The sequence below is a fragment of the Prevotella fusca JCM 17724 genome (assembly GCF_001262015.1).
Lineage (GTDB): Bacteria > Bacteroidota > Bacteroidia > Bacteroidales > Bacteroidaceae > Prevotella > Prevotella fusca.
Genome location: NZ_CP012075.1, coordinates 1,189,140 through 1,216,045 on the forward strand (window position 1 = coordinate 1,189,140; position 26,906 = coordinate 1,216,045).

The 26,906-nt window shown below is 43.6% G+C and carries 21 protein-coding genes and 2 pseudogenes; 15 read left to right on the top strand and 8 right to left on the bottom strand.

Annotated elements, in window-relative coordinates; all coding sequences use genetic code 11:
* Window positions 1-155: 155 nt before the first annotated feature.
* Window positions 156-629 carry a hypothetical protein gene (locus ADJ77_RS12090; RefSeq protein ID WP_025078606.1) on the bottom strand — a complete coding sequence of 158 codons (474 nt, stop codon included), beginning with the start codon at window positions 627-629 and terminating at the stop codon, window positions 156-158.
* Between the two features lie 135 nt (window positions 630-764).
* Window positions 765-1,096, bottom strand: a pseudogene (locus ADJ77_RS12095) (IS982 family transposase); the annotation flags it as partial.
* 62 nt (window positions 1,097-1,158) lie between these two features.
* On the opposite strand from ADJ77_RS12095, the gene ADJ77_RS12100 reads away from it, so the two are divergent.
* The 3 genes from ADJ77_RS12100 to ADJ77_RS12110 are packed head-to-tail and all read left to right on the top strand — an operon-like array spanning window position 1,159 to window position 3,242.
* Window positions 1,159-1,776, top strand: a complete 618-nt coding sequence (locus tag ADJ77_RS12100; protein WP_025078608.1) for a hypothetical protein — start codon at window positions 1,159-1,161, stop codon at window positions 1,774-1,776.
* Window positions 1,763-2,641, top strand: a complete 879-nt coding sequence (gene dinD, locus ADJ77_RS12105) for a DNA damage-inducible protein D (RefSeq protein ID WP_050696469.1) — start codon at window positions 1,763-1,765, stop codon at window positions 2,639-2,641. The genes ADJ77_RS12100 and dinD overlap by 14 nt, the downstream gene beginning before the upstream one ends.
* Entirely contained in the window at window positions 2,628-3,242 is a 615-nt protein-coding gene (locus ADJ77_RS12110; RefSeq protein WP_025078609.1) for a DNA alkylation repair protein, read from the top strand. Before dinD ends, ADJ77_RS12110 begins: the two co-directional genes overlap by 14 nt.
* 86 nt (window positions 3,243-3,328) lie before the next feature.
* Here ADJ77_RS12110 and ADJ77_RS12115 read toward each other — a convergent pair whose 3' ends face one another.
* A complete protein-coding gene (locus tag ADJ77_RS12115) occupies window positions 3,329-3,694 on the bottom strand; it encodes a hypothetical protein (protein ID WP_025078610.1) in 366 nt (121 codons plus the stop codon).
* Between the two features lie 129 nt (window positions 3,695-3,823).
* A complete protein-coding gene (locus tag ADJ77_RS12120; protein WP_025078611.1) occupies window positions 3,824-4,255 on the bottom strand; it encodes a hypothetical protein in 432 nt (143 codons plus the stop codon).
* A 694-nt stretch (window positions 4,256-4,949) separates the two neighbouring features.
* Here ADJ77_RS12120 and ADJ77_RS12125 point away from each other — a divergent pair.
* The 10 genes from ADJ77_RS12125 to tssR all read left to right on the top strand — a co-directional run bounded on the left by ADJ77_RS12125 (window position 4,950) and on the right by tssR (window position 17,086).
* Window positions 4,950-5,372, top strand: coding sequence for a GPW/gp25 family protein (locus ADJ77_RS12125; RefSeq protein WP_025078612.1), 423 nt, complete (start codon window positions 4,950-4,952; stop codon window positions 5,370-5,372).
* Between the two features lie 231 nt (window positions 5,373-5,603).
* Window positions 5,604-7,376: a type VI secretion system baseplate subunit TssF gene (locus tag ADJ77_RS12130; protein ID WP_025078613.1), complete on the top strand. Its 1,773-nt coding sequence runs from the start codon at window positions 5,604-5,606 to the stop codon at window positions 7,374-7,376.
* Complete coding sequence (locus ADJ77_RS12135) at window positions 7,373-9,814, top strand: AAA family ATPase (protein ID WP_050696470.1); 2,442 nt, start codon at window positions 7,373-7,375, stop codon at window positions 9,812-9,814. The genes ADJ77_RS12130 and ADJ77_RS12135 overlap by 4 nt, the downstream gene beginning before the upstream one ends.
* On the top strand, window positions 9,799-10,734 hold the full coding sequence (locus ADJ77_RS12140) for a hypothetical protein (RefSeq protein ID WP_025078614.1): 936 nt from the start codon (window positions 9,799-9,801) through the stop codon (window positions 10,732-10,734). The genes ADJ77_RS12135 and ADJ77_RS12140 overlap by 16 nt, the downstream gene beginning before the upstream one ends.
* Window positions 10,735-10,743: 9 nt before the next feature.
* Window positions 10,744-11,628, top strand: a complete 885-nt coding sequence (locus ADJ77_RS12145) for a TssN family type VI secretion system protein (RefSeq protein ID WP_025078615.1) — start codon at window positions 10,744-10,746, stop codon at window positions 11,626-11,628.
* Window positions 11,615-12,766, top strand: a complete 1,152-nt coding sequence (locus tag ADJ77_RS12150) for a hypothetical protein (protein ID WP_025078616.1) — start codon at window positions 11,615-11,617, stop codon at window positions 12,764-12,766. The genes ADJ77_RS12145 and ADJ77_RS12150 overlap by 14 nt, the downstream gene beginning before the upstream one ends.
* Window positions 12,767-12,781: 15 nt before the next feature.
* The gene (gene tssO / locus ADJ77_RS12155) at window positions 12,782-13,255 is read left to right on the top strand and encodes a type VI secretion system TssO (RefSeq protein ID WP_025078617.1); all 474 of its coding nucleotides are present in this window, start codon (window positions 12,782-12,784) and stop codon (window positions 13,253-13,255) included.
* A gap of 20 nt (window positions 13,256-13,275) precedes the next feature.
* A complete protein-coding gene (gene tssO / locus ADJ77_RS12160; RefSeq protein WP_025078618.1) occupies window positions 13,276-13,725 on the top strand; it encodes a type VI secretion system TssO in 450 nt (149 codons plus the stop codon).
* A 107-nt stretch (window positions 13,726-13,832) separates the two neighbouring features.
* On the top strand, window positions 13,833-14,807 hold the full coding sequence (locus tag ADJ77_RS12165; protein WP_025078619.1) for a PKD domain-containing protein: 975 nt from the start codon (window positions 13,833-13,835) through the stop codon (window positions 14,805-14,807).
* Window positions 14,804-17,086, top strand: coding sequence for a type VI secretion system protein TssR domain-containing protein (gene tssR / locus ADJ77_RS12170; protein WP_234398135.1), 2,283 nt, complete (start codon window positions 14,804-14,806; stop codon window positions 17,084-17,086). The genes ADJ77_RS12165 and tssR overlap by 4 nt, the downstream gene beginning before the upstream one ends.
* Window positions 17,087-17,485: 399 nt before the next feature.
* Here the strand turns inward: tssR and ADJ77_RS14305 are convergent, their stop codons facing one another.
* On the bottom strand, window positions 17,486-17,608 hold the full coding sequence (locus ADJ77_RS14305) for an RHS domain-containing protein (RefSeq protein ID WP_244148562.1): 123 nt from the start codon (window positions 17,606-17,608) through the stop codon (window positions 17,486-17,488).
* A 575-nt stretch (window positions 17,609-18,183) separates the two neighbouring features.
* Window positions 18,184-18,603 (bottom strand): annotated as a pseudogene (locus tag ADJ77_RS12175) (IS1380 family transposase); the annotation flags it as partial.
* A 399-nt stretch (window positions 18,604-19,002) separates the two neighbouring features.
* Between ADJ77_RS12175 and ADJ77_RS12180 the strand changes: the two are divergent.
* Both ADJ77_RS12180 and ADJ77_RS12185 read left to right on the top strand, forming a co-directional pair.
* Window positions 19,003-20,874, top strand: coding sequence for a disease resistance family protein (locus tag ADJ77_RS12180; RefSeq protein ID WP_025079266.1), 1,872 nt, complete (start codon window positions 19,003-19,005; stop codon window positions 20,872-20,874).
* Window positions 20,875-21,063: 189 nt separating this feature from the next.
* Window positions 21,064-22,365 carry an IS1380 family transposase gene (locus ADJ77_RS12185; protein ID WP_050696471.1) on the top strand — a complete coding sequence of 434 codons (1,302 nt, stop codon included), beginning with the start codon at window positions 21,064-21,066 and terminating at the stop codon, window positions 22,363-22,365.
* A 194-nt stretch (window positions 22,366-22,559) separates the two neighbouring features.
* On the opposite strand, the gene ADJ77_RS12190 is transcribed toward ADJ77_RS12185, so the two are convergent.
* Both ADJ77_RS12190 and ADJ77_RS12195 read right to left on the bottom strand, forming a co-directional pair.
* The gene (locus ADJ77_RS12190) at window positions 22,560-23,738 is read right to left on the bottom strand and encodes a hypothetical protein (protein ID WP_234398190.1); all 1,179 of its coding nucleotides are present in this window, start codon (window positions 23,736-23,738) and stop codon (window positions 22,560-22,562) included.
* Between the two features lie 60 nt (window positions 23,739-23,798).
* Window positions 23,799-26,906, bottom strand: a complete 3,108-nt coding sequence (locus ADJ77_RS12195) for a peptidoglycan DD-metalloendopeptidase family protein (protein ID WP_050696472.1) — start codon at window positions 26,904-26,906, stop codon at window positions 23,799-23,801.

The window sequence follows — 26,906 nt, forward strand, 5'->3', positions numbered from 1 at the left end:
CTGTTTACCTGTTCCTTGTTGTTGGCTTATCCCGTAAGGATTCGTCTTAATGTGCTTTGCATCTGAACTGTTTGTAATAGCTTCCTGTTGAACTTCTTATGCCTTTCCTGCCTGTTCGGGACAGGTCCTGTTGCATCTCCGTTCAGCTTCCCATATCATTCCGTCTGCAATGATTCTTTTTTGATTCGTTCTCTTTCTTTATGCGTCTTCCATTTCCCGTCTTCATCCTTGAACTTGAAATTGTAACGTTCAAATTCACAATCAGACAGTCTGAATCGGGTTCCGTCTGATATTAGGAAGTATTCCTCATCGACTATTCTCCCTGTCCTTACGTTCAGAAGTCGGGCTCCTTTTTCTATCTGCTGACTCCACCCGATGAGGTCTTTATTATAGGAAAAGCCATAGAAAAAGTTGTTCGTTGGTGTGATAATGATAAAATTACTGTTCAGTACAGCACCGGTTTGAGGCAGAAATGGACGATGAGCATCAATTATTTTGTCAAGAAGTCCACTCCTGTTCCGTTTTAAAATATCATTCTTTCCATCAGGGACTACTGCCCCTGATGGAACTTCCGCAAAAAGATACGCTCTTGATCCGGTATCCCTTATCCCTTCAAAGTTAATTCTCATTTCACTGTTTTTTAACCCACAATCTCATTAGGCAAATTTAAATGATTTCTAATGTCCGCCATTAGAATATGATGTTAAAAATAGTTGTTATTCAATAATTTACATCATTAATCACGGACAAGTTGTTCCTAATAACCGATTTGGATTGAACTGTCTGCGTGAGATGAGGGTGGGAACTTGTCCTTATACTCTTGTAGCCTATACTCAAACAACCACTTCTCGCTGTCAATGCTTTCTGACTCTGCTGCCAACGACAATGCCACAACCTCCAAGTCCGAGAACTTTGGAATCGGACCACGCCGAGGGTTATTACGGTGTTCGTTGACGATATTTTCAGAAAATCGCTTGCATATCTCAATGATTTTGACGAATTTTGTGTAAAGGTTGTGCATATGTTGGTTTGAACTTAATTATTTGTACAATACTAAGTTGCTAAAAATCAACGATATATGCAACTTCTCAGGCATGTTTGGCAACTTAATTTAATTCCGCCAACGGTTAGACTAACATTAAATTATAAGGTTGAAAAATGGATTGGATAAAAATAAATAATATACGTCGGAAGGAAAGAGGAAATATACTCATTGTAATAGCTATTCTATCATTATTAGGAATAGGAATAGAGATTTTCTTAACAGAAAAAGTAGGAATAGGACAAGTAGGGGCAACTTTAATAATAGGAATAGTTGCAGCTTTTGCTAGTACAAAGAATAACTCCACAACTATAAAACAGTCAAGTAAAAATACTTTTATCAATACCATAACAATTGCTCGAAAGGAATATATGGCAGAACTTCGTAAAGCTGTTGAAGAGTTTTGTGTAACTGCTGAAAGAAACGACAATGAAAAACTGAAAGAATTGTCGTATAAATTAAAATTGTTGATGAATCCTGCTGATAAGGATAATGAGCATTGGGATAGGAAAGCTATTGAAATGATTGATAAAATAGTTCAAGCAGAGAATAAAACAGAAGATATTGATAGGTTCATAACACTAATGCAATCATGGCTTGCTCTTGAATGGTATGGAATGAGAGAAGAAGCTAAAAAAGGAATAATGAGCAAAGAAGATAAAAAAACTTTGCTGGATACTGAATATAGTAAATATACAGAATGGATGGAGGAAAAAGACAATGGACAAGAATAGCATATTACAATATAAATCATCGTTCGATAGTATTGTCAGATACATTGAGAGTGACGATAGCGAAGAACAGGTAGAAGTTTGGTTTGCACGCGAACTGCAAACAATATTAGGCTATGCACGTTGGGAGAACTTTCTTGTTGCCATACGACGGGCAGTAGATTCGTGTAAAGCACAAGGAATCAATGTTGATGATCATTTTCGTGAGGTCACGAAAATGATAGAAATAGGCAAAGGCGGAAAACGAGAAGTATCCGACTTTATGCTTACTCGCTATGCCTGCTACCTTATCGCTCAAAACGGTGATCCAAAGAAAGAAGAAATTGCATTCGCCCAAAGCTACTTTGCTGTACAAACACGAAAAGCAGAGTTAATAGAAGAGCGACTGAACCTGTTGTCTCGTTTAGAAACCCGTGATAAATTGAGAATGGCAGAAAAACAATTGTCGCAGAACATATATCAGCGAGGAGTTGATGACAAAGGCTTCGGGCGCATACGTTCTAAAGGCGATACGGCACTTTTCGGAGGACACACCACAGAAGATATGAAGAACCGATTGGGGGTGAAATCCAACAGACCGCTGGCTGACTTTCTGCCCACCCTTACCATAGCTGCCAAGAACCTTGCTACGGAAATGACTAACTACAACGTAGAAAACAAAGATTTGCACGGAGAACTACCTATTACGTACGAACACATACAGAACAACCAAAGCGTGCGTGATATGTTGGGACAGCGTGGCATCAAACCTGAAGAGCTTCCACCCGCAGAAGATATTAAGAAACTGGAACGCAAGGTTGCACGAGATGAGAAAAAGATAGAACAAGCCTCACAAAAACTACCGAAGAATAAGAATGGAGATTCATAATATATTAAACAAGATACTGCAAATAGAGCATGGTTTTCAGCACATCATTGATGGAGCTGATGAAATCCTTTCTACATACCCTAAGGAACAATGTTTTGAACTTGCTTTCGAACTATTCAAGAACAAAGCCTATCAAGTCCGAATGTTGGCAACAACGATATTGGGCAGATTGGCAATAACGAATAATGATATACTTCGTTTTCTGAAAGAACAAGTAAGCATCGATGAAAATTGGCGTGTGCAGGAAATGCTTGCAAAGGCATTTGATGAGGTGTGCAAACACAGAGGATATGAAACGTCCTTGCCGGTCATCGAAGAGTGGATAGATGACGATAATCCGAATGTAGTCCGTGCCGTAATGGAAGGATTAAGGATTTGGACAAGTCGCCCATTCTTCAAAGATAATCCTGCAATTGCCATTGCATTAATCAGTAAGCACAAAGCACATGAGAGCGAGTATCTTCGGAAATCCGTGGGAAACGCTTTGAAGGATATAAGCAAGAAACATTGTGAATTGATACGAGCTGAAGTACGGCAATGGGATTTATCCAATCCGCGAGTTATGTTTACTTATAAACTTGCAACTAAGTTGTTGAAATAAAGATTGCAATGAATAAAGCTATTCACAAAAAGCGTGCAGAAAAGAGAAATGCAGAAATAGCAAATGCATATACAACACATGGAGAGTTATCGGAAAACCTTAATCAGTTGACCGATGTCAGTATCTTTGTTGAAATAGATATGGTTTATAAAGTCTTCATCGTAAAGCATTATTTCTGCACCGTCGGGCATGAATGTCCTTGTCCAAAGCGCAAAAGAACAGCCTAAATCCGCAGAATCAGTCTCTATGCACACACAATTCAGCGAATCATCGAGCATACCATTGAGGAAGTGATGGTCCGTCTTTATGGTCCATTCATAGCAGTATTTTCTTTTGGTATTCGTGATTTCTTCGAGTCGGGTTATATGGTATTTTGCTTGCAATTCTGCAATGAAATCTTGTTTGTTTATCTTCCATTCTGCCCTTTCCTGAGGCGATACCAATGCTTTCATATACCTAAGAATGTTCTTGATAGTTATCTTTCAATGGCAATGCTGCCATTAATGCCGTAATTGTCAGGTTACTTTCAGATTCCTTCAGCACTTGTGGTTGTTTCCAGTCATTCTGATGCTGCTGTAAGGTTAAGCGTGTAAGGCAATTAAATGCTGTACTTGTTCCTTCAGATAATCAGGAACATCCATGCGGAGAATGGCTTTCAGCATTTCCAGATAGCGTTCCTGCTCTTTGGGATCGGAAGTCCCGTTCAGGATCCTGTTCAGCATCCATATCGTATAAAATGTCGGCTTCCTGTTAAGTGACTTGGGCAATTCCTCCTCAAGTCCTTTCCTGTAATATGTTTCTAAAGTGTGCACTATCAGTCCGGGCATGCCGAAATCATATTCAGGATTCCTTTCAAGAATCCTGAATAGCGGCTCCATAAGTATGGACGTGTGCCGGTCTTCCTTGTTCAGTGCAAGTATTTCTTCACACAATGACTCTAATCGGATGATATTGGAATCATCGATGGTATTGATTGATTCTATCTCTTTCTTGATTTCTGCAATTCTATCCATATATGTTTGTTTTCGTGTTCCTAAACCTTGTGCCTGCCTTTATTGTTTTCTTTTTTAAGGCATCCGATGTTCTTTGCGGGGGGCTTCTCTGCCCTTCTGAAGTGGGGGGAAGCCCTGGGACATCAGATAATCGTGCCACATTCTAATCCTCCCACACCACAGGTGCACCCGTTGCAGCCTTCAAAGATATAAACTTTTCCTGGTTTGTGGTAGAAGTTTACATCTTTTATCTCTAACTCCCATTCAGAGGCGTTCAGACGATAGCCTGTTTCAAAGACAGAATGAACAGACTTAGACAGAAAGACTCTAAGAACTGAATTAAACAGAATGAACAATGCAAATGGCAAGACTAACAACCTGTCAGCTCGTTCACTCGTCAACCTTGTCAACTCGCAACCTTGTCAACCCGTCAACTTCAGAAGAAGATGTTATCAAATGCAAAAGGCGTTTGCGCCCTGTTGAGAAAATACTAAGGCAGGGCAGGGAAAGGCGGTGAGGGCATCAGGAGGAGATGGGTTGAATATCAATAACTTGTAAAGGTGAGGAAATGTTATGCCGCAGACAGTCAGAAAAGGGTTGGAGGATAGTGATAGGTGAGTTTTGGTTAAAAACATTATCAAAACATTAAAAACGGGAAAAGATTGGCTTTTTCGTTAAAAATAATATAAATTTGCACATTAGTTTATTTAGAAAAATGAATTACTTGAAGTTGCCATTAAACCTTTCAGGAGCCCTGAACGGACAGCTGAAACGGTGTTCCTATGAGGAGTCTATAGCCCAGCATATCATGATGCTGGTAGTCTCTCGCTATGGTGAAGTCGAGGGAAAGGAAGACTATGGCTCTGTCATCTGGGACTTGGAATTTAATCAGGTCCTGCGCAATTCCGACTGGGAAGAGACTGTCAGACAGTCACTTGAAGCCACGATAAGGAAATACGAGTCGCGCCTGAAAGATGTTCACGTCAGAGTGGAACTTGCAGAGGTTGAGGAAGACGTAAGGAATAAGTATCCTAATGCCCGGCAGCGTGTACGTGTGTGGGTAAATGGAATCATGGTCAGGAATGACCAGGAGTTCAAGTTCAGCACGCATCTTTATATCAGTCCGATATCCCAGTAGGGTAGAACAGGCTGACGGATAGAAAGTTGTGAGATGATGAAGCGAGATACACCAGTTTTATTCTTTGTCATTCCTAATACTATTGTATTCAAGCAGGGCTTGTCCAAGGGTATTCAAGCGAGAAGGATGAAACCCTTTCAGAAGGGGAGCATTCTTTTTGTTGAAGAGTAATTTGTCACAATTCAAAACAGCCAATACAAAGAAAATACATCTTATAGTAGAAGATAAAATATGATTGACAAAAGGCAACAGGTTATAAAGGAACGTCTGCAACGGTTTGCAATGGATCTGTGGAATATCACAGACCCGGGGCAGATGGACCCCGTCATTGACCTGATACTTGACGTAGTAGCATATAACAGCAGCAGACTTTACCAGAGCATAGACGAGTCGGATGCAAGCATCCTGCACCGTCTGGCACGCCTGCTTGTACCCCATAAGTGGTCACTCCCTTCGCCTGCCCATGCCCTGCTGACTGTTACCCCGCAGAATGATGATGTCCGTTGGCTTTCTCCGACCGACCTCTTCTACACGAAGAAGATGGTCTTTGAGCGTGGACAGATTGATATTGGGTTCTCACCTTTGAGCAAGTATCCTCTGTTAAATGCAAGAATCAATACGATAGCACTTGAACAGAAGCTGATACGCTATACGGAAGACGACCAGTATGATGAGGAGCTCCCGGTGGACTTTCCGGATGGAAATGAGGACTCCATGTGGGTGGGGCTGAAACTGTCAGAAGAACAGCTGCGCCTTACAAAGCATATCGTCTTCTGCATTCTTCCCGACAACAACCATCTGGCTCCCTTCGTTAAGGAAATCAAGGCGTATGGCAGCAACGGACAGCCTTTGGGCGTGAGTGTCCCCGACTTCCCGCTGCCTAACAGTGAGAAGTATCCCTACTTTGAGGATATAACCTCCTACTATGCCAATAGTTTCATCCAGATAGATCTTGAGAAACAGCATCGTTCGTCCCGACCTTTCAGCGATTTTCCTGCTGAGTGGAATGCCGAGGAGACTACAACGGGCAGGGAAAATCTGTTCTGGATAAAACTGTGTTTCCCACAGGCTTTCCTTCACACCAACCTGGAGAAGGTCCGTGTGCTGCTGAACACTTACCCTGCTGTCAACAGAAACCTGGCTGTCAACCGTCATGACTTCACGAAGCAGGGAAGCATCATCCCGCTCCCTTGCAACAATTCGCAGTTCATCCTGAATGTCGAGTCGCTTCAGGACGACTTGAACCATGAGTATGTTGATGTTGCACAGCATTATGGCGAGCAGTCTTTCGGCACCTACAGCCTTTACTATGGCAATATTGAAAGGTTCGATTCCGACAATGCACGCACCTTGATTCTCAAGCTGCTGCAGCTGGCACGGGAGGACGGAAGCGCATTCAATTCCCTGAATGTGGGCGTACTCATTGCACAGCTGGGTGAACTGTATAACAAGATTGAAGAAATTGAGAAGACTGCCTACGATGCCATTCAAACCAAGGGCATGTCGCGTACCTTTCTCTTCACCCAGCCTTACAAGGGTGTTCACAGTGGTGAGGTGCGTTACTGGACCACCGACGGCGAGATAGCCAACGGACTTGACAACCGTGCACCCTTCTTCCGTTTCGACAATGCGAGGTTCTCCATGCGTGGTATCAGTTTCCAGACTGTTACGAAGCAGGGCAACTCGCATAACAACGAGCACGACCTCATCAACCGTCTGCGTTATGGGCTTCTGACACGTGACCGCATCGTGACCAATGAGGATGTAAAGAGCTTCCTGCAGTGCCATTTAGGGCAGTCGGCCGACGGTATAGACATCAAAGACGGCATAGCCATCTCTCCCGACATACGCCGTGGCATCATCCGCACCACGGAAGTAAGGATCCGTCTCTCACGGATTGGCAAGGCAGAGCGCACTGATTTGCCTGCAATGACATGTTTCCTGGAGGAAGAGCTGTCAAAACGTTCAGTTAGTAACACTCCTTATAAGATATTCTTCGTATGAACACACAAAATTACAGCAACAGCCTCGTAGCTGCCATTAAGCTGGCAAAGGCGTTGGCGCATCAGGACAAGCATCTTTCCTTTGGAGTTGCCCATCTTGTCATTGCTATGCTGACGGAGCAGACTGGTCTGCGTGAGATTCTGAATTCCATGCAGAAGGAGGTAGCCTATATCAGCGATTGGTTTGAGACTTATCGTGAGATGTATGTTGGCGTTGAGCACGATTCGGGTGAGATTATCCCCGACCATGAGGTGGAAACGGTGCTCGATGAGGCAGAACGCTCGAAGATAAAGCTCGGCACAGACTCTGTGGATGCGCTGTGTGTGTTTGCGGCTATTATCCGTGATGGCGTGGTTTACTCCCATCAGCAGATAGAGTCAATCGGTGTGACTGAGGATGAGATAATGGAATATTTCGATGCATCCACCTCCCCTCTGTCCCCTGTGGCAGAGATGGATATGGGCAGTTCCATCCAGTATGTATCTGATCTCCGCCGGGCTGAACTCCTGGAAGAAGGGAAGTCAATCATCGGTCGCAGCAAGGAAATCCGTCTGATATTGGAGACGCTGGAGCGTTCCGAACGGCAGGGAATCCTGCTTGTGGGTGCACCCGGTGTCGGCAAGACGGGCATTATCAGAGCCCTTGCACACGAAATGGAAATCAACCAGGACGAGATGATCAACCAGACATCGCTGGTCGGGCTGAACACATCGAAGATACTGGCACAGTCGGGTAATGAAACAGAGATTACCCAGAAGATTACAGGTCTGTTGCAGAAGATGAACCAGGCAAAGAGCCGTGGAGTATTGGTCATTGATGATTTGCAGCTGTTGCTTGAAAGCGGTAATCCGACGGCAGCAACCTATATCCTCAACAACCTTGACGCACAGATTTGTGACGGTGCGGTCACACTGCTGATGGTGCTCTCAATGGATGCCTTCCGCAAGCATATTGAGAAACATTCGATAGCCAACCGATTGAATATCATCGACGTAGAGGAACTTGAACCGAACATTCTTCGCAGTGCATTGCTGCGGCATAGAACCATCCTGCAGGCATATTACAGTCTGCCGATGACTGAGGAGGCGTTCATCAGTGCCTACAATCTCTCAAACAGATATTACAAGGAAAGAAGCCAGCCAGCTTCAACATTAGACCTTGTTGACAGTACGGCAGCTTCCGTAAGACTTAGCAACAAGAACGCAGCAGGCATCGTTGAGCAGCTCTTTGCACAGTATGATAAGTACAAGACGATGCCGATAGAGAACGTGAGTGACTTCGACCTGCATCTGCTCTATCACACCATCTTCAACAAGGTGAGCGTTGTGTTGACTTCAAAGATAGAAGACGACTTTGTCCTCACCGATGATGATTCAACGCAGGAGAAGCTGGACAAGCTCGGCAAGATGCTGAACGAGCTGTCAGTCATTGCAAAGAAAGGCATTGAAAAGGTAAGTTCGCTGGAGATTGAGTCAGTTGTGGCGGATGATACGGGCATTCCTATCGGTAAGATTCAGGCACAGGAGAAAGACCGTCTTCTGGGTATAGAGTCCAAACTGCAAGAAAGAGTCAAGGGACAGGACAAGGCCATCCGCACGCTGTCGGATGCCATCATCGAGTCACGAAGCGGACTCAGCGACCCGAAGAAGCCTATCGGCTCATTCTTCTTCCTCGGTCCTACCGGTACGGGTAAGACCGAGCTGACGAAATCACTTGCCAACCTCTTGTTCGATGACGATACGGCAATGATACGTTTCGATATGTCCGAGTTCAAGGAAGAACACTCAGCGGCACTGCTCTATGGTGCTCCTCCGGGCTATGTGGGCTATGAGGAGGGTGGTCTGCTTGTGACGAAGATTCGCCAGAAACCTTATTCTGTCGTTCTCTTTGATGAGATTGAGAAGGCACACAGCAGTGTTTATGACATCTTCCTCCAGATTATGGACGAAGGAAAGGTGCATGACAAGCTGGGACGTGAGGGCGACTTCTCCAACTCAATCATCATCTTCACTTCAAATATCGGAAGCCAGTGGATTGCCGAGCAGATACAGCAGGGACACCAGCCCACCTCCAATGAGCTGATTGAGGTGATGTCAAAGTACTTCCGTCCCGAGTTCCTCGGCCGTCTGACAGAGGTTGTTCCGTTCTCACCCATCACCGAGGCTGTTGCCCAGCAGATTTTCCTTCTCCAGTTCTCACGCCTGCAGAAGCAGCTGCTTGAACAGAAGGACATCCAGCTGGAACTGGCACCGGAGACGATTGCCTACCTTACATCCAAGGGCTTTTCGCCACAGTATGGTGCCCGTCCGATTGCAGGTGTCGTAAGAACCTACCTCAAGAAGACGATTTCCAAACTGATTGTGTCAGAGACCATCAAGTCCGGCGACCATATAATAGCAACTTATAAAGACGGAAATCTGCAATGGAATCACGCATAAAAACTCCGAACAGGGACTTAAAGGCATTCTGCAACAGTGATGCGCGGCATCTCATTGCAGAGGTCTTTTATGCTGAACTGCAGTTTGTCACTGGAGAGGAGTTGCTTGACAAGACCATCGTCTTGAGCCACGGCATGAACAGCCGTGTGAAGTCTCAGGACATCATCGACTTGCAGAAGGAAGAAATCTACAAGGACGGAAATCTGCGGGAACGGGTGATATTGCATCTTGCCCGCAACGGCTTCTACCATCAGCTGCCTGAGTTCCTGTTCCATCCCATCTCCCTCAGTTCGCCGGGAATGAGCAACAAGGAAGTTGTGGATGCCATCCGTGAGAACCGTAAGAAAGCCGAGAAGGCAATCCGTTTCTTCTCTCCTTTCGATACAATCATGTTCAATGACAGCGTCCGCATCTTTGAACGACAGCTGGCTTTGTTCGACAACCCCTATGAGAATGTAATTCTCAAGAACGTTGCCAATCTCTTCTTTCCTAAGAAAGCCCCACTGACAACGGGCGAACGATACAGGATGTTCCTGTGTCTGCAGAAGGTGGAGTATTACAAGGAGAATCTCCCTGCACTGGAAGAACTGCTTTCCATCGTCTGCAACATCGACACGAAGATAAGGTATGTCTATCATTATGAGGACGGACTGCCTTACAGCAGTCTGGGCGATTGCAGCTTAGGCGTTGACTTCGGGCTTGACGGTCAGCTGCTCTGTGAGCTGGATGACGTGGAGGTAAAGCTATGCTTCCCTGAATCCATCCGGGAAGATGTACTGCTGCGCCAGATGGAGACAGTGCGATACGTGTTGTCATTCTTCCTGCTCTCGTCCAGAGCTGTAAGGATTATATATACCGTCACCACGAATACGGAACTTGTTTTAGGACAGAACTATCTGGGTTACGATACTAACTTATAAAAAGAAATAATGAAACCATTAATACTTTTCTTTCTAAAATATCTGCTGGCACCGCTTCTTGCAACGATCATGATGTTCGTCATGGGAGCATTGAAGTCTGTCCGGCAGCAGCTGGGTATGAAGCGTATCATCGTCTTCGCCCTGCTGGCGGGGCTTTTCCTCGGAGTACCCTCTCTGCTTGGCTATCTGAAGAACGAATATGTATGGGGAGGTCTTGTACTCACGATCCTTTCCTATCTTCTTCTGGGCTTTGCCTATCTCTGGGCATTGCGCACGTTTATCAGCAAGAAGAACGATGATATGTCTATAGAGGTTCTTGTGACGGTACTCTCTGGAATTTTCGGAGTATGGATTTACTACCTTGTCTTCAACTGGATCAGCGGCGGACTGGAATACACTCCGTGGGCGATGACCGCAGTCTGCTGGTTCATGATTCCTTACTTTGTCTTCCGCTGCTTCAAGTTCTTCAGAAACATACAGCCTGCCATCTACGACCTGTGGCGAATCAACCACAGCGGCTTCAACCGCAATTACTGGGACAACCTCGACACTTTCAAGGCGATAACGGTGAAGGTGAAGCTGAAAAGGCATGTCGGTGATTACGACTATACCTCCCTTTCCGTCAGACTGGCTGAGGGAATAGCCCTCGGTGACTGGTTTGACTGGATGGTAGAGGACCAGAACCGCCGTTTCCCGCAGTCGCAGATTGAAATCAATATGGAAGGAAGCGAAAGCGGCTGGATATTCTATACAAGCAAGTGGTTCAAGTATCCACTGTTCATCCGCATGTTGGACCCGCGCCTCACGGCATCTGAGAACGGAATAAAGAAAAACCAAGTTATCTATATTAAACGAGTAAAAAGCATAAATCACATACAGCATGAAGAAGATTGAGCATTTGCCTATAAACTGGGTAAACGGACAGAAAATCAACAATACCCATTTCTTTGAGACCCATTACAATGTAGTAGAGATGGTAAGACTGAACCGTGAAGAGGGTCTTACAAGCTATAACTATGGCTTTGGAGAGAAGTCCGAAGGCGATGAGAGTTCTATTGAATTGGAAATAAAGGGCGAGACGGCAGGGACACTGTCCGTACAGCTGAAGTCATGCAATGCTGTTACACGCAATGGTTTCCACATCCTGTTCACGAAAGAACTGTATGGTGACTTCACCCCGAAATGTACTTTGAAAGATGTGGACATAGACCTCTCCACACGACAGGTCGTATGTATCCTGCTTACGGTGAACCCTTACAAGATGCTGCCTGTGGGTGTTCCTGACCCGGAGACAACCCCTCTCCATCATCCATACGTCCTGCCGGAGGTTACGCTTCAGCTTGTATTAGAGCAGAACCTGAACAAGACCTTCCTTGAAGGCAACAGCGTTGTTGCAGGTAAGATCATCATTGACGGCGGTTCATTCACCAATGATGATGAATATATCCCTGCCATCCAGCGGGTAAACTGCTCCGATAGAGCCTTGGGATTCCTGGAGAACATGACTACAGTACTTGAGCGCATACACAGCAACGCCTTGAAGGTGTACTCAAAGAATATCTCCAATCCTCATCGCAGCATGCTGGCTGATAACACCTTTACTATATGCGATGTTGTCAAGAACTTCTATTGTGAGCATATCTTTGAGCTGAAGAACATTGCCGGCGAACAATCGCCTGTCTATATCGTACGCCTTGCCAATGCACTTGCCAACCTGCTGCTGACCTCGCTGCGTTCTCTGCCTGAGAAGGACTTTGAGACACTGCTGCAGTACTTTGACGAATGGACAAACATCAAGCCGTCTGACTTCATGCACAAGACAAGCGATATTGCACACCTGCAGTACAACCATCTTGAGATAAGCAGGCTGTTTAAGGGTATTGCATCTTTCCTGAATATCATCGACACGCTCTTCCATAAGCTCAGCGAACTGGAGTATGTCGGACTTATCAAGGAGAATATCATCATCAGTGAGGATAATAGCGGCAAGACTCCGGAGAGCGAGAGGAAGTCGTGGAAGGTTTGGGATTAATAGAAGGACTTGGCTATGACAGAAAAGAACAGAAAAGAACGCCGGCAGGCAATGAACTCCTTTGCTTTCATCTTCGGATTCACGATGCTGCTCTTCGTGCTCTTCGCCGTTTGTACGCTGAAGACAGCCGAAAGGGGTATCAGCCTGCTGGATGAAAAGAAAGCACGGTATGATGAGGTGTTCAGAAAACAGGCTGGATACAACTACCGTATGGACCAGATGTTCAAGGATATGAACAATCTCACCATTCAGACACGTACGGACAACGAGCAGGCGCGGTACCACATGATTATTGCCCGTCACATACAGGAAATGCAGGACGAAATCTATCGGGGAGATGTTGACACCACCCACTACGTCCTCTACAAAGTCCTGTTCAATCAGCTGCAGGCAACGCAGGAAACCACTGCTACTTACTTTGACGAGAAACGTGACCTTGATTATATCATGGAACAGATAGAGAAGGCGCAGAATCTTATAAACAGATAATACTAAAACAAGTTATCATTATGACTAAAGACGAAAAGATATGGTCCACCATAAAGTTCACACTTCTGTTGACTTTCTCAGTGGCATTGCTTTATATCCTCCTGTGCAAGTACGTCATGCCCATTCCTGTATCTATAACAGGAAATGCCGTGGCTGAAATCAATGAAGCGGAGACAATCTTCAAAGACCAGAAGCAGATGGCAGAGAAGATGATAGTGCTGAGGCAGGACATTGACTCGCTTAATTTCGAGATACAGCAGTCACAGCGTATCAGCGAAATCAAGGATAGGATGGCACAGCTGCAGAACAATTACCGACAGCATTCCTATAATGCGAAGTACCTGTACTGCATGCAGTCGTTCAAGACTATCCAGGACTATTTCGACATCAAGCAGAAACTCTATTGGACATCAAAGACCAAAGAGGATAGAAAGCATATGCTTGAAATGCTGAAGGGACAGATCAGGTGACAAGTTACTAACGCCTTGTAACATGTCGTCTGATACCCGGGGACATTATTCTCTACATTTGGTTTTTCTTGATTCCAAATCCAAAAAACATTTAAATAACAAATATTATGACTGAAAGACAAAAAATCATTCTGGCAATCGTTGCGGCTTTAGCCGTAGTCGGATTACTGGTGGCTTTGCTTCTTCCATCACGCACTGTCGAGAAGAATCTGGACTTCTTTATCCAGGACCGCAATGCGAACAACCAGTTGGAAGTAAATGAGCTCCTGAAGTTTACCATCAATGACTCTACAGCTGTAATTGACAAAAGAGTATTATGGAAAATGGGAAATGGCGACAGCATCGTCGGGCATCCCAATATCAGCTATGCCTACCGACAGGCTGGCAAGTACCTCATAACACTGCAGGTTGACGGCAAGATCATCACTGAGAAGACCATCGATGTGGTCAATATCCAGAGGGACACGATTGCTGTTGACTCTATTCCTAAGATCGTCGGTCCGACACAGGGCTATGCCGGTGAAAAACTCGTTTTCTCGGCTGAAGGCAACGGTATGACGAGCTGGCTTTGGGAGTTCGGAGAGAGCGGGACGATTGATGCCTTCGACCGTCAGGTAATTTACAAGTATGACGAGCCGGGCAAGTATCTTGTCAAGCTGAAGACCAATACCACCCTGTATCCTGTTTCACACGTCATCACAATCCTTCCGAAGGTTGAGGATATTGTAAAGGACCCGAATAAACTGGATTCATTGGAGAAAGCAGAGCCGAAGGATACGCTGGCAATGGTGCAGAACGACATCAAGAAGCACCTGCAGGCAATCGCCAATACAAGCCCGAGGGACAGAAACACTTTCTATGCACATAGGAACCATATCATCAACAACTATCTCGGCGGCAATGGCAACCAGGTTGTTGTACAGATCAATGGGGAGCGTTACAATGTGTTCCCGGACTACTGCCAGGGACTGCATTTCCTTGAGAGCAACCGCTATGGACGTGTGACAATTGACGATGTGAAGGTGGATGATTTCCATCACATTACCAAAATCGAAGTAACCCAAAGAAATACAGGAAAATGAAAATAGGAAGCATGAAAGCGTTACATATAGTATTAGGACTTGCCCTTTTCTGTGCAGGTGCCCAGAACGGGCAGGCACAGGTGGCAAGATATGACAAGACGCAGGCTGTCGGAAAAAGAAGTTTCAACTATCTGGCAGAGGATGCACAGGCACAGAAGACGCATAAGAACAAGGATATACGTATCGTGTTCTCTGACAGAGACCACAACAAGGCGTATGCAGGACCTTATGCACAGCGTGTCCTGAGCGAGCAGAAACTTGCGGCACCGTTCTATGTCATCGGTGAAAAGAACGGCTTTTACAAGGTGGTTGCTGCTGACCAGAGCCTTCTCGGACAGCCGAAGGGTATGTTTGCACCGCTCTTCAACAAGAGAAACCACTTCAAGGATGCAAAGAACTCTCCTTTTGTGGGCTGGATTGACAAGAACAGCGTGCTGGACTTCAACCATTCCTTCGTGTCCAAGGACAATAATTTCCCCATCCGTTATCGCATAGGTGCATCAAATGTAGCACGTCTGTCGAACATAAAGACGTTCTTCACATTGGATTCACTGAACCTCTACAGCGACCCGTTCTTCCTTGAGAAGAGCAAGGGAAAGCTGGTTGCCGGACAGATTGTGTATGCTTACAAGTATGACGCAAGCAAGCAGGCCGTGCTCGTCTCTGACCGTCCTTCGCTGTCTGATTCTACCAGGACGGCACTCGGATGGATTCCTGCTGACCTCACAGCGATGGTGGGGCAGAACCATGTCTATCTGCTGGACGCATCCTATCCTGACTTCTGCGGATACCCACTTGGCTCAAACCTGCTCTTTACCGCTGACGGTAATTGGGCAAACACAGCTGCCGACCAGAAGGTTGCTGTCAACCTTCCGTTGTCAGTATGGGATAGAAAGAAGAGTGTGATGGTCAATGTCAAGGGTGCGGACGTTGCCGTGGCTGAGGTTGACCACCTCATCGAAGGCAGCAAGAACATGAATATCCATCTGGTATTCTTTGACAAGGACCGGCTCCTTGTGCGTAACCTCATCAATGCTTTGCAGGGACTGAAGGACAAGGTTTCAGAAGACGCACAGGTGAAGTTCTCGTTGACGGTAGTGTCTGAGAAAGGAAACAAGCACCTTTCACCGACATCTGACTTTGGCAGCTGGATAGATTATCTGGCGAAGGTAACAGCCCCGAACACGCTGCGTTCTACAGGTGGCTACACCTTCCACGATGCCATGCAGAAGATTTTTGCAGAGACACCTTACGTCAAGTTTGAAAACAATGTGTTCCTCATCCTGGGTACTGATGAGCCCCTCACTTTCACATCGGACATCAATGCTGAGGTCTATGCACGCTCTGCAACACTGCTGATTGCGCAGGTTCTTGCAAGAGACGGTATGGCATATCAGGACTTTATCCTCCAGTCAAAGATGTTGCTTGACAATAACATTTCAGAGTACACGAATTACTCCAACGACTATCTCTGCGAACCAAGATGGTCAAAGAATGGTTCTTTCAAGGATATGAGCACCGACAGCGAGAACGTGTATCTGCTGGATGCTCCTAAGAACAGTTCGGTCGCTGGCGGCTTTATATATCCGAAACTCTATTCGGAACTGTCTGGTACAGCTTTGTCAACAGTCCTCGACTCACTCTTCCTGCAGCTTGCTGAGCGCAACAACGAGCTGGTAAACATCTCACGCAGCTCGGAGAACAGATACGGAATGCTGCGTGCTGTTCCTACGGCAGAGGTTGTAAGCCTTTGTGACAGCTCTGCTGTGTCTGTGTCAGATTTGGAGAAGAGCAATATCAACGACCTCATGTTCAAGAAGATGTGGTGCACGCCACAGCAGCTCTCAACCTATGACGAGGGTTATCTCTTCGATGCTGCCGAAATGCAGAACATCCTTGAGGGCTATCGTGACCTGATGCCTTACCTTTCTGCCGACACCCTTGGCAACCAGGAACTGGCGGTATTGCGAAAGAACTACAAGCGTCAGTGCAAGCTGGTCAACATGCTTTCTTACCGAAAGGCTTTGAAGTCGAAGTCTTCCATCTCCAGGGTTTACTACCACCGTGTCAGTGTTCCAAGTTCAGATGCGCTGAACTACATTGTACGCATCAAGGATATTCGCCGCAAGAAGTGCGATGAAAGTGAATGGGACAAGGCTTATAAGGAGATGTTCAACAGAATGGTGAAGCTCGAAAAGCTCTTCAAGACGGGACGCCTCAAGACCATCTCGGTTGCTGGCAAGCCTTATTACTTCATACCTGTTAAGATGCTCCCATAAGCAGTTTGCTTAATTGCTGAACCATACAGAAATGGACAAATACATTTACCAGACAGGTTTGAATGTATTTGTCCATTTTTTATATGCTTGCCAATAGTACTTAACCCTAATCGGTTATTAACCCGCAATGTCCATTGTTCTTATTAATCGTATTGTTTCCTGACATCTTAAATGTTCTTGTCAGCATCTTGTTTATCTTTGGAACGAAGTTGTGGGAAGCAAGGTCAAGTCAGACAGAATGACATGATAACAGATTGTCTTTTCCCGTCTTTCTCTGTTTTGTTGAGAGAATGAAATCCTCACGGCTTGGTGCGGGTTTTCTCACAGATGAACACAGATTCTCACAGATGAACAGAATGGACGGAGCAAATGCACAAAGACCTCTAAAGGTCGAAGAAATCACAGAAGCTCACTCCGTGTGGGCTGCTCATTTTTACCATAGATGTCATAGTCTGCCTGCCAGACGATATTACCTTTTTCATCGTATGCTTGGACAGGGCGGCCGACATTGTCATACCGCATAAGTGCGCTCCACGCAACTGACGATGTTACACGAAGTTTCAAATATGAATAGACATTATCACAACATAGATCCGTCCTAATGCTGGCTCTTCCGTTAAATGCAAAGATTGGAAATAGAACAAAGGTTTATTTCCGTCTTCTACACACAACTTATTCCCATATTGACCGCTATTTGTAAACTATTTTCGTACAGCCTAAAACCAATACATGACCTTTTGGCTTTGAAAAGACGCCCAATTGACTTGCAATAGATGCCCTTTTGAGGTCTAACTAACGCCCTTTTGAAGTCCAATTAAGCACCTTTTCCTGCACTGCTTTATAACCAATTGATTTACTGCCGGTTGCGGACTTGCTTTTTACACGTGTTTTTGCCTTTATTTGTAGGTGTTTTATCCGAAATTATGTCATGATTTTTCAATCTGCTGTCTGATCTTCAAAGTATTGACATGAAAAGGTTTTCTGCATCGGAGGGTGATAATAAAGTAGGTAGCCAAGACCGTCTTGGCTATGTTTTATTCAATGAACAACTCCGCTTCTTCCGTTAAAGCTATACGAAAAACATCCACGCATTTAATGGAAGAACCCTTTATAAGCCCCATCCTCCGTATCATCCGTAAAAGTAAGGTGTTCAGCTTCTCTGCAGTGTTGAAACTGTAAGACCTGCCGGAGGTTTCGCTCCTGTAGACAATATTCTCTTCGGCAAGCTCCTTCAGTCCGCGCCCCACGGTGTCGGCACCGGGTAACAGCGTACCAGGTCTCTGCCTGAACTGCCCAATAAGCGCATTGATGTCCTCAAGACAGTCCCCACCGCAAAGGTAGCTGAAGAAGAGGGAGCCCAGGATGCTTCCATGGCTGAATGCCTTGCCGCTGCATCCGCGTCTGCCCAGCACGGATTCGGTAAGTTTTCAAAGCCCAACTTTGAAAAAAACGTCCATGATGTGATAAATTCCTCCGAAAGAAGTGATATTCTCGTTTTTAATTGCTACCTTTGTCATGTCAGATTTTTGCTTGCTTATTATTTTGATAGCACTAAGATAGGTGAAAATTCTGACATATCCAAGTGTTTTGAGGACTTTGTTTCTCAGGCACTTGGATTTCTCACAAGAAATTATGCTGCGGAATTAAGGATAAATATAATTTATTTGATTTTTTCTAAATAGGAAGTGTGTGTTGAAGGTTAAAAAAATAATGATCAAATGGTTGTTTTTGAAATATTTTTTTTAAATTAGACTGTTTTTGAAAATTTATCGTATCTTTGTACAATACTTCAAACCTAAGCAAGAATATTTTTGCATCACATAATAATCAATGCCTGATTAAATAATTGTATTTAAGAGTTTAATAGACGATTCTATAATTAAATAAAGATAAGTTTAACCTAAAAAGTAATTAACATGAAACAATTAAGATTATTTGGCTATCTTTTAGCGATTATTGGAATGATGAGTTTCCATTATGCATTTGCACAAAAAGTAGAAACTAAGTATGTTAGGATTACGCCTGGTGAAGGAAAGCAATTGCATCTATACTTTCTCACACAAGACATGTCAAAATTGACTATAGAGGGGGGGAAGGAAACAGGCAGACAGGAAAGTGGTACACATACAGTTGTATTTTTGGAGACCATAGCAAAAAAACAAATTAAGATTACTGGAGAATTTACTTTCCTAAAGTGTTCTTCGGATGACATTCAGGCACTTGATTTTTCCGGCAGCACGAAAATTGTCCAATGGCAGTTTACTCCATCTTCTGCATTGAAAGACATTGACTTGTCAGGAATGTCCAATCTGAGATCTCTGATTATCAAAGATATCAATGTGGAGACAATCTCTATCATAGGCTGTCACAAGCTGAAAGATTTTTATATAGATTCTGATTTTCTGAAGAATTTGGATTTTTCTTCTTGCTTGGAAATAGAATCTATATCTGTAAATTCTACTTCACTTGAAAATCTGAACATTACAGGTTGCAAAGAATTGAAAGTTCTTAAATGTCCGTATGCTCCTCTCACCAAACTTCAAATTCAATCTTATCACAATCTTAAAACACTGCATTGTGGAACAGAAGACCACACGATGGAGCTGTTACAGATTATAGATTGTCCACAATTAAGTGACTTTGAATTATATCCCAACCGATATGCGCTGCATGGAGCACACATTAAATCTATAGATATAGATGGATGTCCCTTGCTAAAAAGTTTCGTAAAGACAGATAGAGCAAAACTTCTTGAAAATCTTAAATTGAGGAACTGTTCTGGCATATCTAAACTGCATGTAGATCTTGAAAAACTACAGCATATAACGATAGAAAACTGCCCTGCGCTAAAAGACATTCTCATTACAAACAATGCATTGAGTTTATCTGAAATGAGAAAACTTTGTAAAGCACTCCCCGAAGGTGATGGAACAAATGTAATCAAGCTGTTGAACTTCGGTACAATGGTGGAGTACAATTGTATGAATGGAGAAATTGCAGATGCCTTCACTGCTCATGGGTGGAAACCTATAGTTCATACTAATAAAGGTGATGACATAGATTACTCTGCTGTTAAATGGGATTATCTGACATTCAAGACAGCGATGCAGACCGGTGCAGAGTTTAGGATATATAACATCTATTCAATGCGTCAATTACTTGCAGAAAAAAATATAGAACCGACAGACTGGGTCTGGAGGAAAAAAGGGGATGATTATATGACCTGCACATATACAGGTACAGACGGTTCATTCACACTAAAACAAAGAAAAGGTTATTGGAATGAAATCACAATAACAGACCCGCGTGCATTACTGACATTGGTAGAGGGAATTGGGAAATTAGAATCTTTGAAGTATCTGGATTTACGCGGACAGTTGCTTGAAACAGTCGACTTCTCTCCTGCCAATACTGCTCTTCTTAAAGTTGATATTAGTAATAATAGAATCAAGAATATGCAGAGCATTGTTGATGCCCTTCCTACCGTTGACAAGAAATACATTATTGTCTATGATCACGGTGCTGTTCCTACAGATCAAAATATCTGTACAAAAGAACAGGTAGAGCAATTGAAAGCAAAAGGATGGGTCGTTATTGCACATGATGGAGACAAGCTAAGATATTTCGTGGGAAATGGTACAACAAATGGCATTAATGAGATTTCTGATAGCAATGAAGAAGTAAAAGCGGTGTATACAATAAATGGTGTCAGAATAAAACAGGTACAAAGTGGTATCAATATCGTTAAGATGGCAAATGGAAAAACAAAGAAAATAATAATTCCATAATTATTGCTGTTTGACAAGTATTTTCTTGCTGTAAATAACAGAAGGATGTATCAACACCTTAATTCCGCAGCATAAATTCTTGTAAGAACTCCAAGTGTCTGAGAAAAAAAAGTTCTCAAAACACTTGGATATGTCAGAAATTTCACCTATCTTAGTGCTATCAAAATAATAAACAAGCAAAAATCTGACATGACAAAGGTAGCAATTAAAAACGAGAATATCACTTCCTTCGGAGGAATTTATCACATCATGGACGTTTTTTCAAGGTTGGGCTTTGAAAAACTTACCGAATCCGTGTTGGGCAGACGCGGATGCAGCGGCAAGGCTTTCAGCCATGGAAGCATCCTGGGCTCTCTCTTCTTCAGCTACCTTTGTGGTGGGGATTGTCTTGAGGACATCAATGCGCTTATTGGACAGTTCTGGCAGAGACCTGGTACGCTGTTACCCGGTGCCGATACCGTGGGGCGCGGACTGAAGGAGCTTGCCGAAGAGAACATTATCTACAGGAGCGAGACATCAGGCAAGTCCTACAGTTTCAACACTGCAGAGAAGCTGAACCCCTTACTTTTACGGATGATACGGAGAATGGGACTTATAAAGGCGGGCAGCCATGTTGACCTGGACTTTGACCACCAGTTTGTTCCAGCCCACAAGTTCGATGCAAAGTATTCTTACAAGCAGGACCTTGGCTATTTCCCTGGTTGGGCTTCCATTGGGGGAATCATAGTCGGAGGTGAGAACCGTGACGGAAACACCAATGTGAGATACCATCAAGAAGACACGCTCCGTCGCATTATGGACCGTGTAACCTCAGAACTTGGTGTGGTAATAGAGCGTTTCCGTGCTGACTGTGGGTCGTTCTCAAAGGAAATCATCCAAACCGTAGAGCAGCGCTGCAACACGTTCTACATTCGTGCTGCCAACTGCGGCAGTCGCTACGAGAATTTCCAACAGTTGAAGGAATGGAAAAACGTTGAGGTTGGCTATGAGAAATGCGATGTCACATCCATCTGCATGGACAGCTTAATAGAAGGAAAGTCATACAGGCTTGTCCTACAGCGTAGTCCTTTGAAAGACAAGGATGGCAAGCAACAGACGGATATGTTCGGAGTAATATACACATACCGCTGTATCCTCACCAATGACTGGGTGTCTACCGAGAAGGACATCATCACATTCTACAATGAACGTGGAGCGAGCGAAAAGAACTTCGACATACAGAACAATGACTTCGGCTGGGCACATCTGCCCTTTTCCTTCATGGCTGAGAACATGGTTTTCATGATGGTTACTGCCATGCTGAAGAACTTCTATCTCTACCTCGTCCGTCATATCAGCGAAAAGGTCAAGCCGTTGAAAAAGACAAGCAGGCTGAAAGCCTTTATCTTGCATTTTGTCAGCGTACCGGCAAAATGGGTGAGAACAGGAAGGCGGAACGTCCTGAACCTGTATACAAACAAAGCATACTACTCTGAAGTATTCCTTGAATAAGCAGCATTTCTTTGTGGTCCTCATATTCCCCATTGGTTTGGGTGGGGGATTTCATGCCCAGACAAGCCTCAAGAAGCCCCGAAGAGTCTCATATCAGCATATAGAGCCCCAAAAATACATCTCAACATATAAAATCGCCTCACAAGGAAAAACGCTGCGGAATTGAGGACGTCAAAGAATAGCATAATATTATACTACTCACCAGACATACGGTGGCTTTCTATCTCAACTCCTTCCTGATACCGGTCATATTGAATTTGTATTATCTTATCGAAGTCCTTTAGTTGGAAATAATTATTCTTCTTGATGTATGAAATAAAGTCTTTCTGATAGTACAGTCTATATCCAAAAGCCTGAATATCACAAGGCGTCCCTATACACTTCTCATACATCAGACCATAATAATACCCGATATATGCACCGGCCTTGTATCTTTCTTCCTTTGTCAGGTTGTCGAACTCCGGTTCATTTTCCATGTCCAGCAAATATGATAAATATTGATCCAACATACAGTAATATAGATTCTTCCTGTCAGCATGTTTCAACATATACTGCAGCAGTCCTTGATGGATGAGAAGTCGCCCATCCGCACCTTTTGAAACAAAGAGTTCCTTGTATTCTTTCCCTATAGGGAGTTCTCCTTCCTCTTTCACTTCGTCTATCATCATCTTGTTGATAATGTCAGACTTGTCATAGCCGTATTTCAGGAATAACTCACGAAGGAAGTTCCTGTCATTATTCATAAGCCAAGTGAGTGCTGCCTTGCTGTCGTGGAAGATAAACTGGTTGACATAAAAAATACTCTTCTCTAATGAGTAAGTAATTCTACCTTTCTTAAAGACGCTGTCTGGAACCTCGTCCTCATAAAGGTACCCTTTAAGCTCTACGACGTTGTCAATCACAGGAGCATATAGCAGCAAGTTATCTTTTGGAATGAATATTGTATTATTAAAAAAGGTATAGCCGTCTGAAAGCATCTTGCTCTGCCGCACACGTTCCTTCGCATCACCACCCGGGAAGACGAACTTATGAAAGCCATTCTCCGACAAGGAGGCAGTCCTGTTTATATCCACACCATAATACTTCCTTATTGCATTCGCAGCTGTAATACTATCTACCGACTTGAATCCATACCGATAGAGTGCATGACACATCAGTTCAACAGCAATGTCAGTGTACTTTACCTGGTCTTTGTTTGACATGGCTATTATCCCATCCAAACCTATATCATATATTTCTCTATAGTAGTCTCTGATTTCGTGGTCATACTTCTTTATCAAGTCAACCTCACTCTTTTTTATAGTTTTCCATTGAGGGCTCTTCTGCTTCTGTGGGACCTTATTCTTTTGCGCTGTACAACTACTACTTAACATAAAAGTGACCGTTAATAAAAACAATAAAAATCTTTTCATAAAATAAATTTTATATATATGTTAATATCTACCTCTCTTTTTTCTTTGCTCTTGTATACTTTTTTCATTATCAGATAGTTTATCTGCTTGTTTATAATCAACATAGAAAGCCGGATTGCATCTGTTTACTAATTTAGAAGAACTTTTGGAAACCATTGATTTGTTTCTTATCTCAAAATGTAAATGTGGGCCACATGTTCCTCCTGGTACTCCTGTTATTCCAGACTTCCCTATAATCTGCCCAGCCTCTACAGGCTCTTTTATTTTAACTTTAGCATCTATTTCACTTAAATGATAATAAACAAGATAGATAGACTTTGAGTTTAAATCAAACTCTGGGCCCTGAGAACATTCTACTTCAGGATACTTAGGCGAATATTGCATTCTTCGAGATCTGAATATAGGTATTTCTGCTTCATGAATCTTTATGACCACTGTTATTCCTTGCCCTTTTACATAATTTCCTTTAGCATCACGAGTAACAATTCTATCAACGATTCCACCAAGACAAGCATACACATTAGTCCCTTCTAAAGCAAAAAGATCTACTCCCTGATGTCGGTTATTCCTCGCTCCAAACACAGCATTCGATGGATCATTACGTCCACTCTGAGTCCATATCGTTATCTGTGGATTATCCACAGGTTCGTGCCACTTTCCCTGTTTTGGAGTTTGTTTTGGAGATTCCTTAACATTCCACTTACAATTATCCACCATAAAAGCAACAGAAGTCCTATTAGTAAAGGCTTCCTGTTTCTCTTCGTAGTTCGATTTACCTGTATCTTTGTTTGTTTCTTTCATTCCAACAATTGTAGAAATACCTGTTGTGTTTTTATTCCCATTGCAGAGTCTGTACATATCTGCGTTTTTCCATTTGAAAAAAGCCATGGAAGCAACCACTGCAAGTTCAAAATTTTTGCCAACTTGATCAGATTTCTCTATACTGCTTGTAATATCGCAAGAATAACCTATATCATGCAATATCTTCTCAATTGCAGTATAGCAACCTCTACCAGTTAATTGTATTAATCCTCTACCTCTGAAGTGCCATCCGTCATTTGGATATTTGTTTCCCAGTTCTTTTCCCTTGTTGAACTCATAAGAATATGCATAGTTTGCTATCTTTATCTGATTTTCTTTTGAAACAGCATTCGCTTTGGTTGATTTCTTTTCCGCACGTCCCCATTTTCTTGCATAAATTCTTCCTTCATCAGTTCTGAAGGCTGACAATTTGGTTGGTATGATTTCCCAATAGTAATTAAAGGACTCTCCCTCCTTTACGTCAAGTCTCCCTCCTGTTTCTTTATAGGCTTGAGCAAAAAAATGTGCCTTAATCCAACATGTATCCATCCTCAACTCTTTCATATACTGAGTATAAATTCTTGCAACAGTTGATAATTTTTCAGGTGACACTCCTTTAAAAATCTTTTGTAGCCTTGGAAGCATATCCGTCCATTCTTCTCGACAACGTGGACATCCACCCTTTTCTGGTTCTGTGCGATTAACATTCGCCTTGCTGGGCTCTGCCTTTGGCGTGGGAATATGCCGCTTGACAGAGAAGAGGACTTCTTTCCCTTTAAGTATGTATTGTTTGGTTTCTTTTGAGGTCTGTCTATTTCTATTAATTACATTTCCGTTGGAAGATTGACTACTACTGAAAATCCACGAAACAACAACTTTGTAGGCTGTACCTTCCTTGTATGGAGGCGCTGCCAACGTTAAAGAGAATTTATAGATACCCGTACTATTGACAGGGCAACTGATACTATATACAGGTGATGGCTTGGGACTTTTCTCTTCTTGGTTGCCTGTTTCGTGCTTATATACATCCAGACGTATCTTGCCGGTTTCCATATTGGCGGTAGAAATACGCACGTATACCGTACTCCCGCTGTCAGCAATACCACCCTGCAGTTTTTCTTTGCAATCAGAATCTTTATAAATGACCAGGCTGCGGAACTCTATTTTGTCATTGAACAGGATAGGGTGCTGTGAAGCCTTTGTAAGGTTTTCTATCCAATGACGAGAACTCAGTTCCAGATGTATCCTTATTTTCTGCCCATTGCTGAAACGCTTACGGTCTTCTATTATCTTCTTTAACTGGTCGCCTGAAAGGGAAAGGGCTATCTTTACTTTCCCTGCAGCAGGCAAGGTCATTGGAGTAAGGGCGGATAGATAAGTTTTTCCTTCATATCCATTATAGTAAAAGCGGCAATTGACTGTTATACCTTTACAGCCAGGTAAAGATACATGTGCAAACACTTTATTACGCAACCCTATGTAAGTAACAGGCTTCCCGTTCTCGTCCTTCCATTCCAGACTTTTGAACTTGGGGTGGGATACGGCTATCCTGACCACACCTTTGCCTTTGGGTGAGCCTGGTTTATGAACATAAGCATATACAGAGTACGTGCCTTCTTTGGTAAAATAGGTACGTGCTGGAGCTTCTGTCAATCCTTTTGCAATCACACGATTGCCATGACAGACGTCCCACTTGACACCAGTCCCCCGCATACTTCCTGCCGTAAGTGACGTAGTGAACAGGAGTTCCTCTTGGTCGTAGGGGGTTATGGTTATCTCTCTCTTTCCATTGACAAGAACATTGTTTACCTGCACTGCTGCTGGTACACGTTTATTCTGATTCTTCTCGTCCTCCTGTGGCAAATGCTTCCAGTCTTCTTCTGTAAAGACTGGACTCTTATGTGCCGTACTGTTTGCCTTACGTGGTGAAGCAGAAGGTTTTACTACAACCTGTTGACCAGATGTCTGGATATTGATTCTGCCCCCTCCAGCCCTACAGGTACCAGAACTCTTGACAGTCAAAGGATACATCTTACCCTTTATGGCAATCTTGTTATAAGTGTTACTCCAAACGATATTCGGAGAACAAGGACCATTATTCTTTGCCGCACAACTTCCAAAGTTCAAGGACTTGATATCTTTGTCCTGATCTGTGGCAACAAGTTTTCTTGCGCCATTACAGTAGACTTTTTGCTGGCTGGTAACCCGGAAAGTTCCTGGCTTGGAACCTTTGTCACATGTGCAAATTGCACTGTTCGCAACGATTTCCTCACTTCTCCCAGTCTGTTTACGATTACGGTCCGCTGATGTATTTTTGCCTGTTTCCAT

Excerpts from the sequence above, each read along its gene's own strand:
- ADJ77_RS12090 (WP_025078606.1), bottom strand. The coding sequence starts at position 629 with ATGAGAATTAACTTTGAAGGGATAAGGGATACCGGATCAAGAGCGTAT.
- ADJ77_RS12100 (WP_025078608.1), top strand. The coding sequence starts at position 1,159 with ATGGATTGGATAAAAATAAATAATATACGTCGGAAGGAAAGAGGAAAT.
- dinD (WP_050696469.1), top strand. The coding sequence starts at position 1,763 with ATGGACAAGAATAGCATATTACAATATAAATCATCGTTCGATAGTATT.
- ADJ77_RS12110 (WP_025078609.1), top strand. The coding sequence starts at position 2,628 with ATGGAGATTCATAATATATTAAACAAGATACTGCAAATAGAGCATGGT.
- ADJ77_RS12115 (WP_025078610.1), bottom strand. The coding sequence starts at position 3,694 with ATGAAAGCATTGGTATCGCCTCAGGAAAGGGCAGAATGGAAGATAAAC.
- ADJ77_RS12120 (WP_025078611.1), bottom strand. The coding sequence starts at position 4,255 with ATGGATAGAATTGCAGAAATCAAGAAAGAGATAGAATCAATCAATACC.
- ADJ77_RS12125 (WP_025078612.1), top strand. The coding sequence starts at position 4,950 with ATGAATTACTTGAAGTTGCCATTAAACCTTTCAGGAGCCCTGAACGGA.
- ADJ77_RS12130 (WP_025078613.1), top strand. The coding sequence starts at position 5,604 with ATGATTGACAAAAGGCAACAGGTTATAAAGGAACGTCTGCAACGGTTT.
- ADJ77_RS12135 (WP_050696470.1), top strand. The coding sequence starts at position 7,373 with ATGAACACACAAAATTACAGCAACAGCCTCGTAGCTGCCATTAAGCTG.
- ADJ77_RS12140 (WP_025078614.1), top strand. The coding sequence starts at position 9,799 with ATGGAATCACGCATAAAAACTCCGAACAGGGACTTAAAGGCATTCTGC.
- ADJ77_RS12145 (WP_025078615.1), top strand. The coding sequence starts at position 10,744 with ATGAAACCATTAATACTTTTCTTTCTAAAATATCTGCTGGCACCGCTT.
- ADJ77_RS12150 (WP_025078616.1), top strand. The coding sequence starts at position 11,615 with ATGAAGAAGATTGAGCATTTGCCTATAAACTGGGTAAACGGACAGAAA.
- tssO (WP_025078617.1), top strand. The coding sequence starts at position 12,782 with ATGACAGAAAAGAACAGAAAAGAACGCCGGCAGGCAATGAACTCCTTT.
- tssO (WP_025078618.1), top strand. The coding sequence starts at position 13,276 with ATGACTAAAGACGAAAAGATATGGTCCACCATAAAGTTCACACTTCTG.
- ADJ77_RS12165 (WP_025078619.1), top strand. The coding sequence starts at position 13,833 with ATGACTGAAAGACAAAAAATCATTCTGGCAATCGTTGCGGCTTTAGCC.
- tssR (WP_234398135.1), top strand. The coding sequence starts at position 14,804 with ATGAAAATAGGAAGCATGAAAGCGTTACATATAGTATTAGGACTTGCC.
- ADJ77_RS14305 (WP_244148562.1), bottom strand. The coding sequence starts at position 17,608 with ATGCGGTATGACAATGTCGGCCGCCCTGTCCAAGCATACGATGAAAAA.
- ADJ77_RS12180 (WP_025079266.1), top strand. The coding sequence starts at position 19,003 with ATGAAACAATTAAGATTATTTGGCTATCTTTTAGCGATTATTGGAATG.
- ADJ77_RS12185 (WP_050696471.1), top strand. The coding sequence starts at position 21,064 with ATGACAAAGGTAGCAATTAAAAACGAGAATATCACTTCCTTCGGAGGA.
- ADJ77_RS12190 (WP_234398190.1), bottom strand. The coding sequence starts at position 23,738 with ATGTTAAGTAGTAGTTGTACAGCGCAAAAGAATAAGGTCCCACAGAAG.
- ADJ77_RS12195 (WP_050696472.1), bottom strand. The coding sequence starts at position 26,906 with ATGGAAACAGGCAAAAATACATCAGCGGACCGTAATCGTAAACAGACT.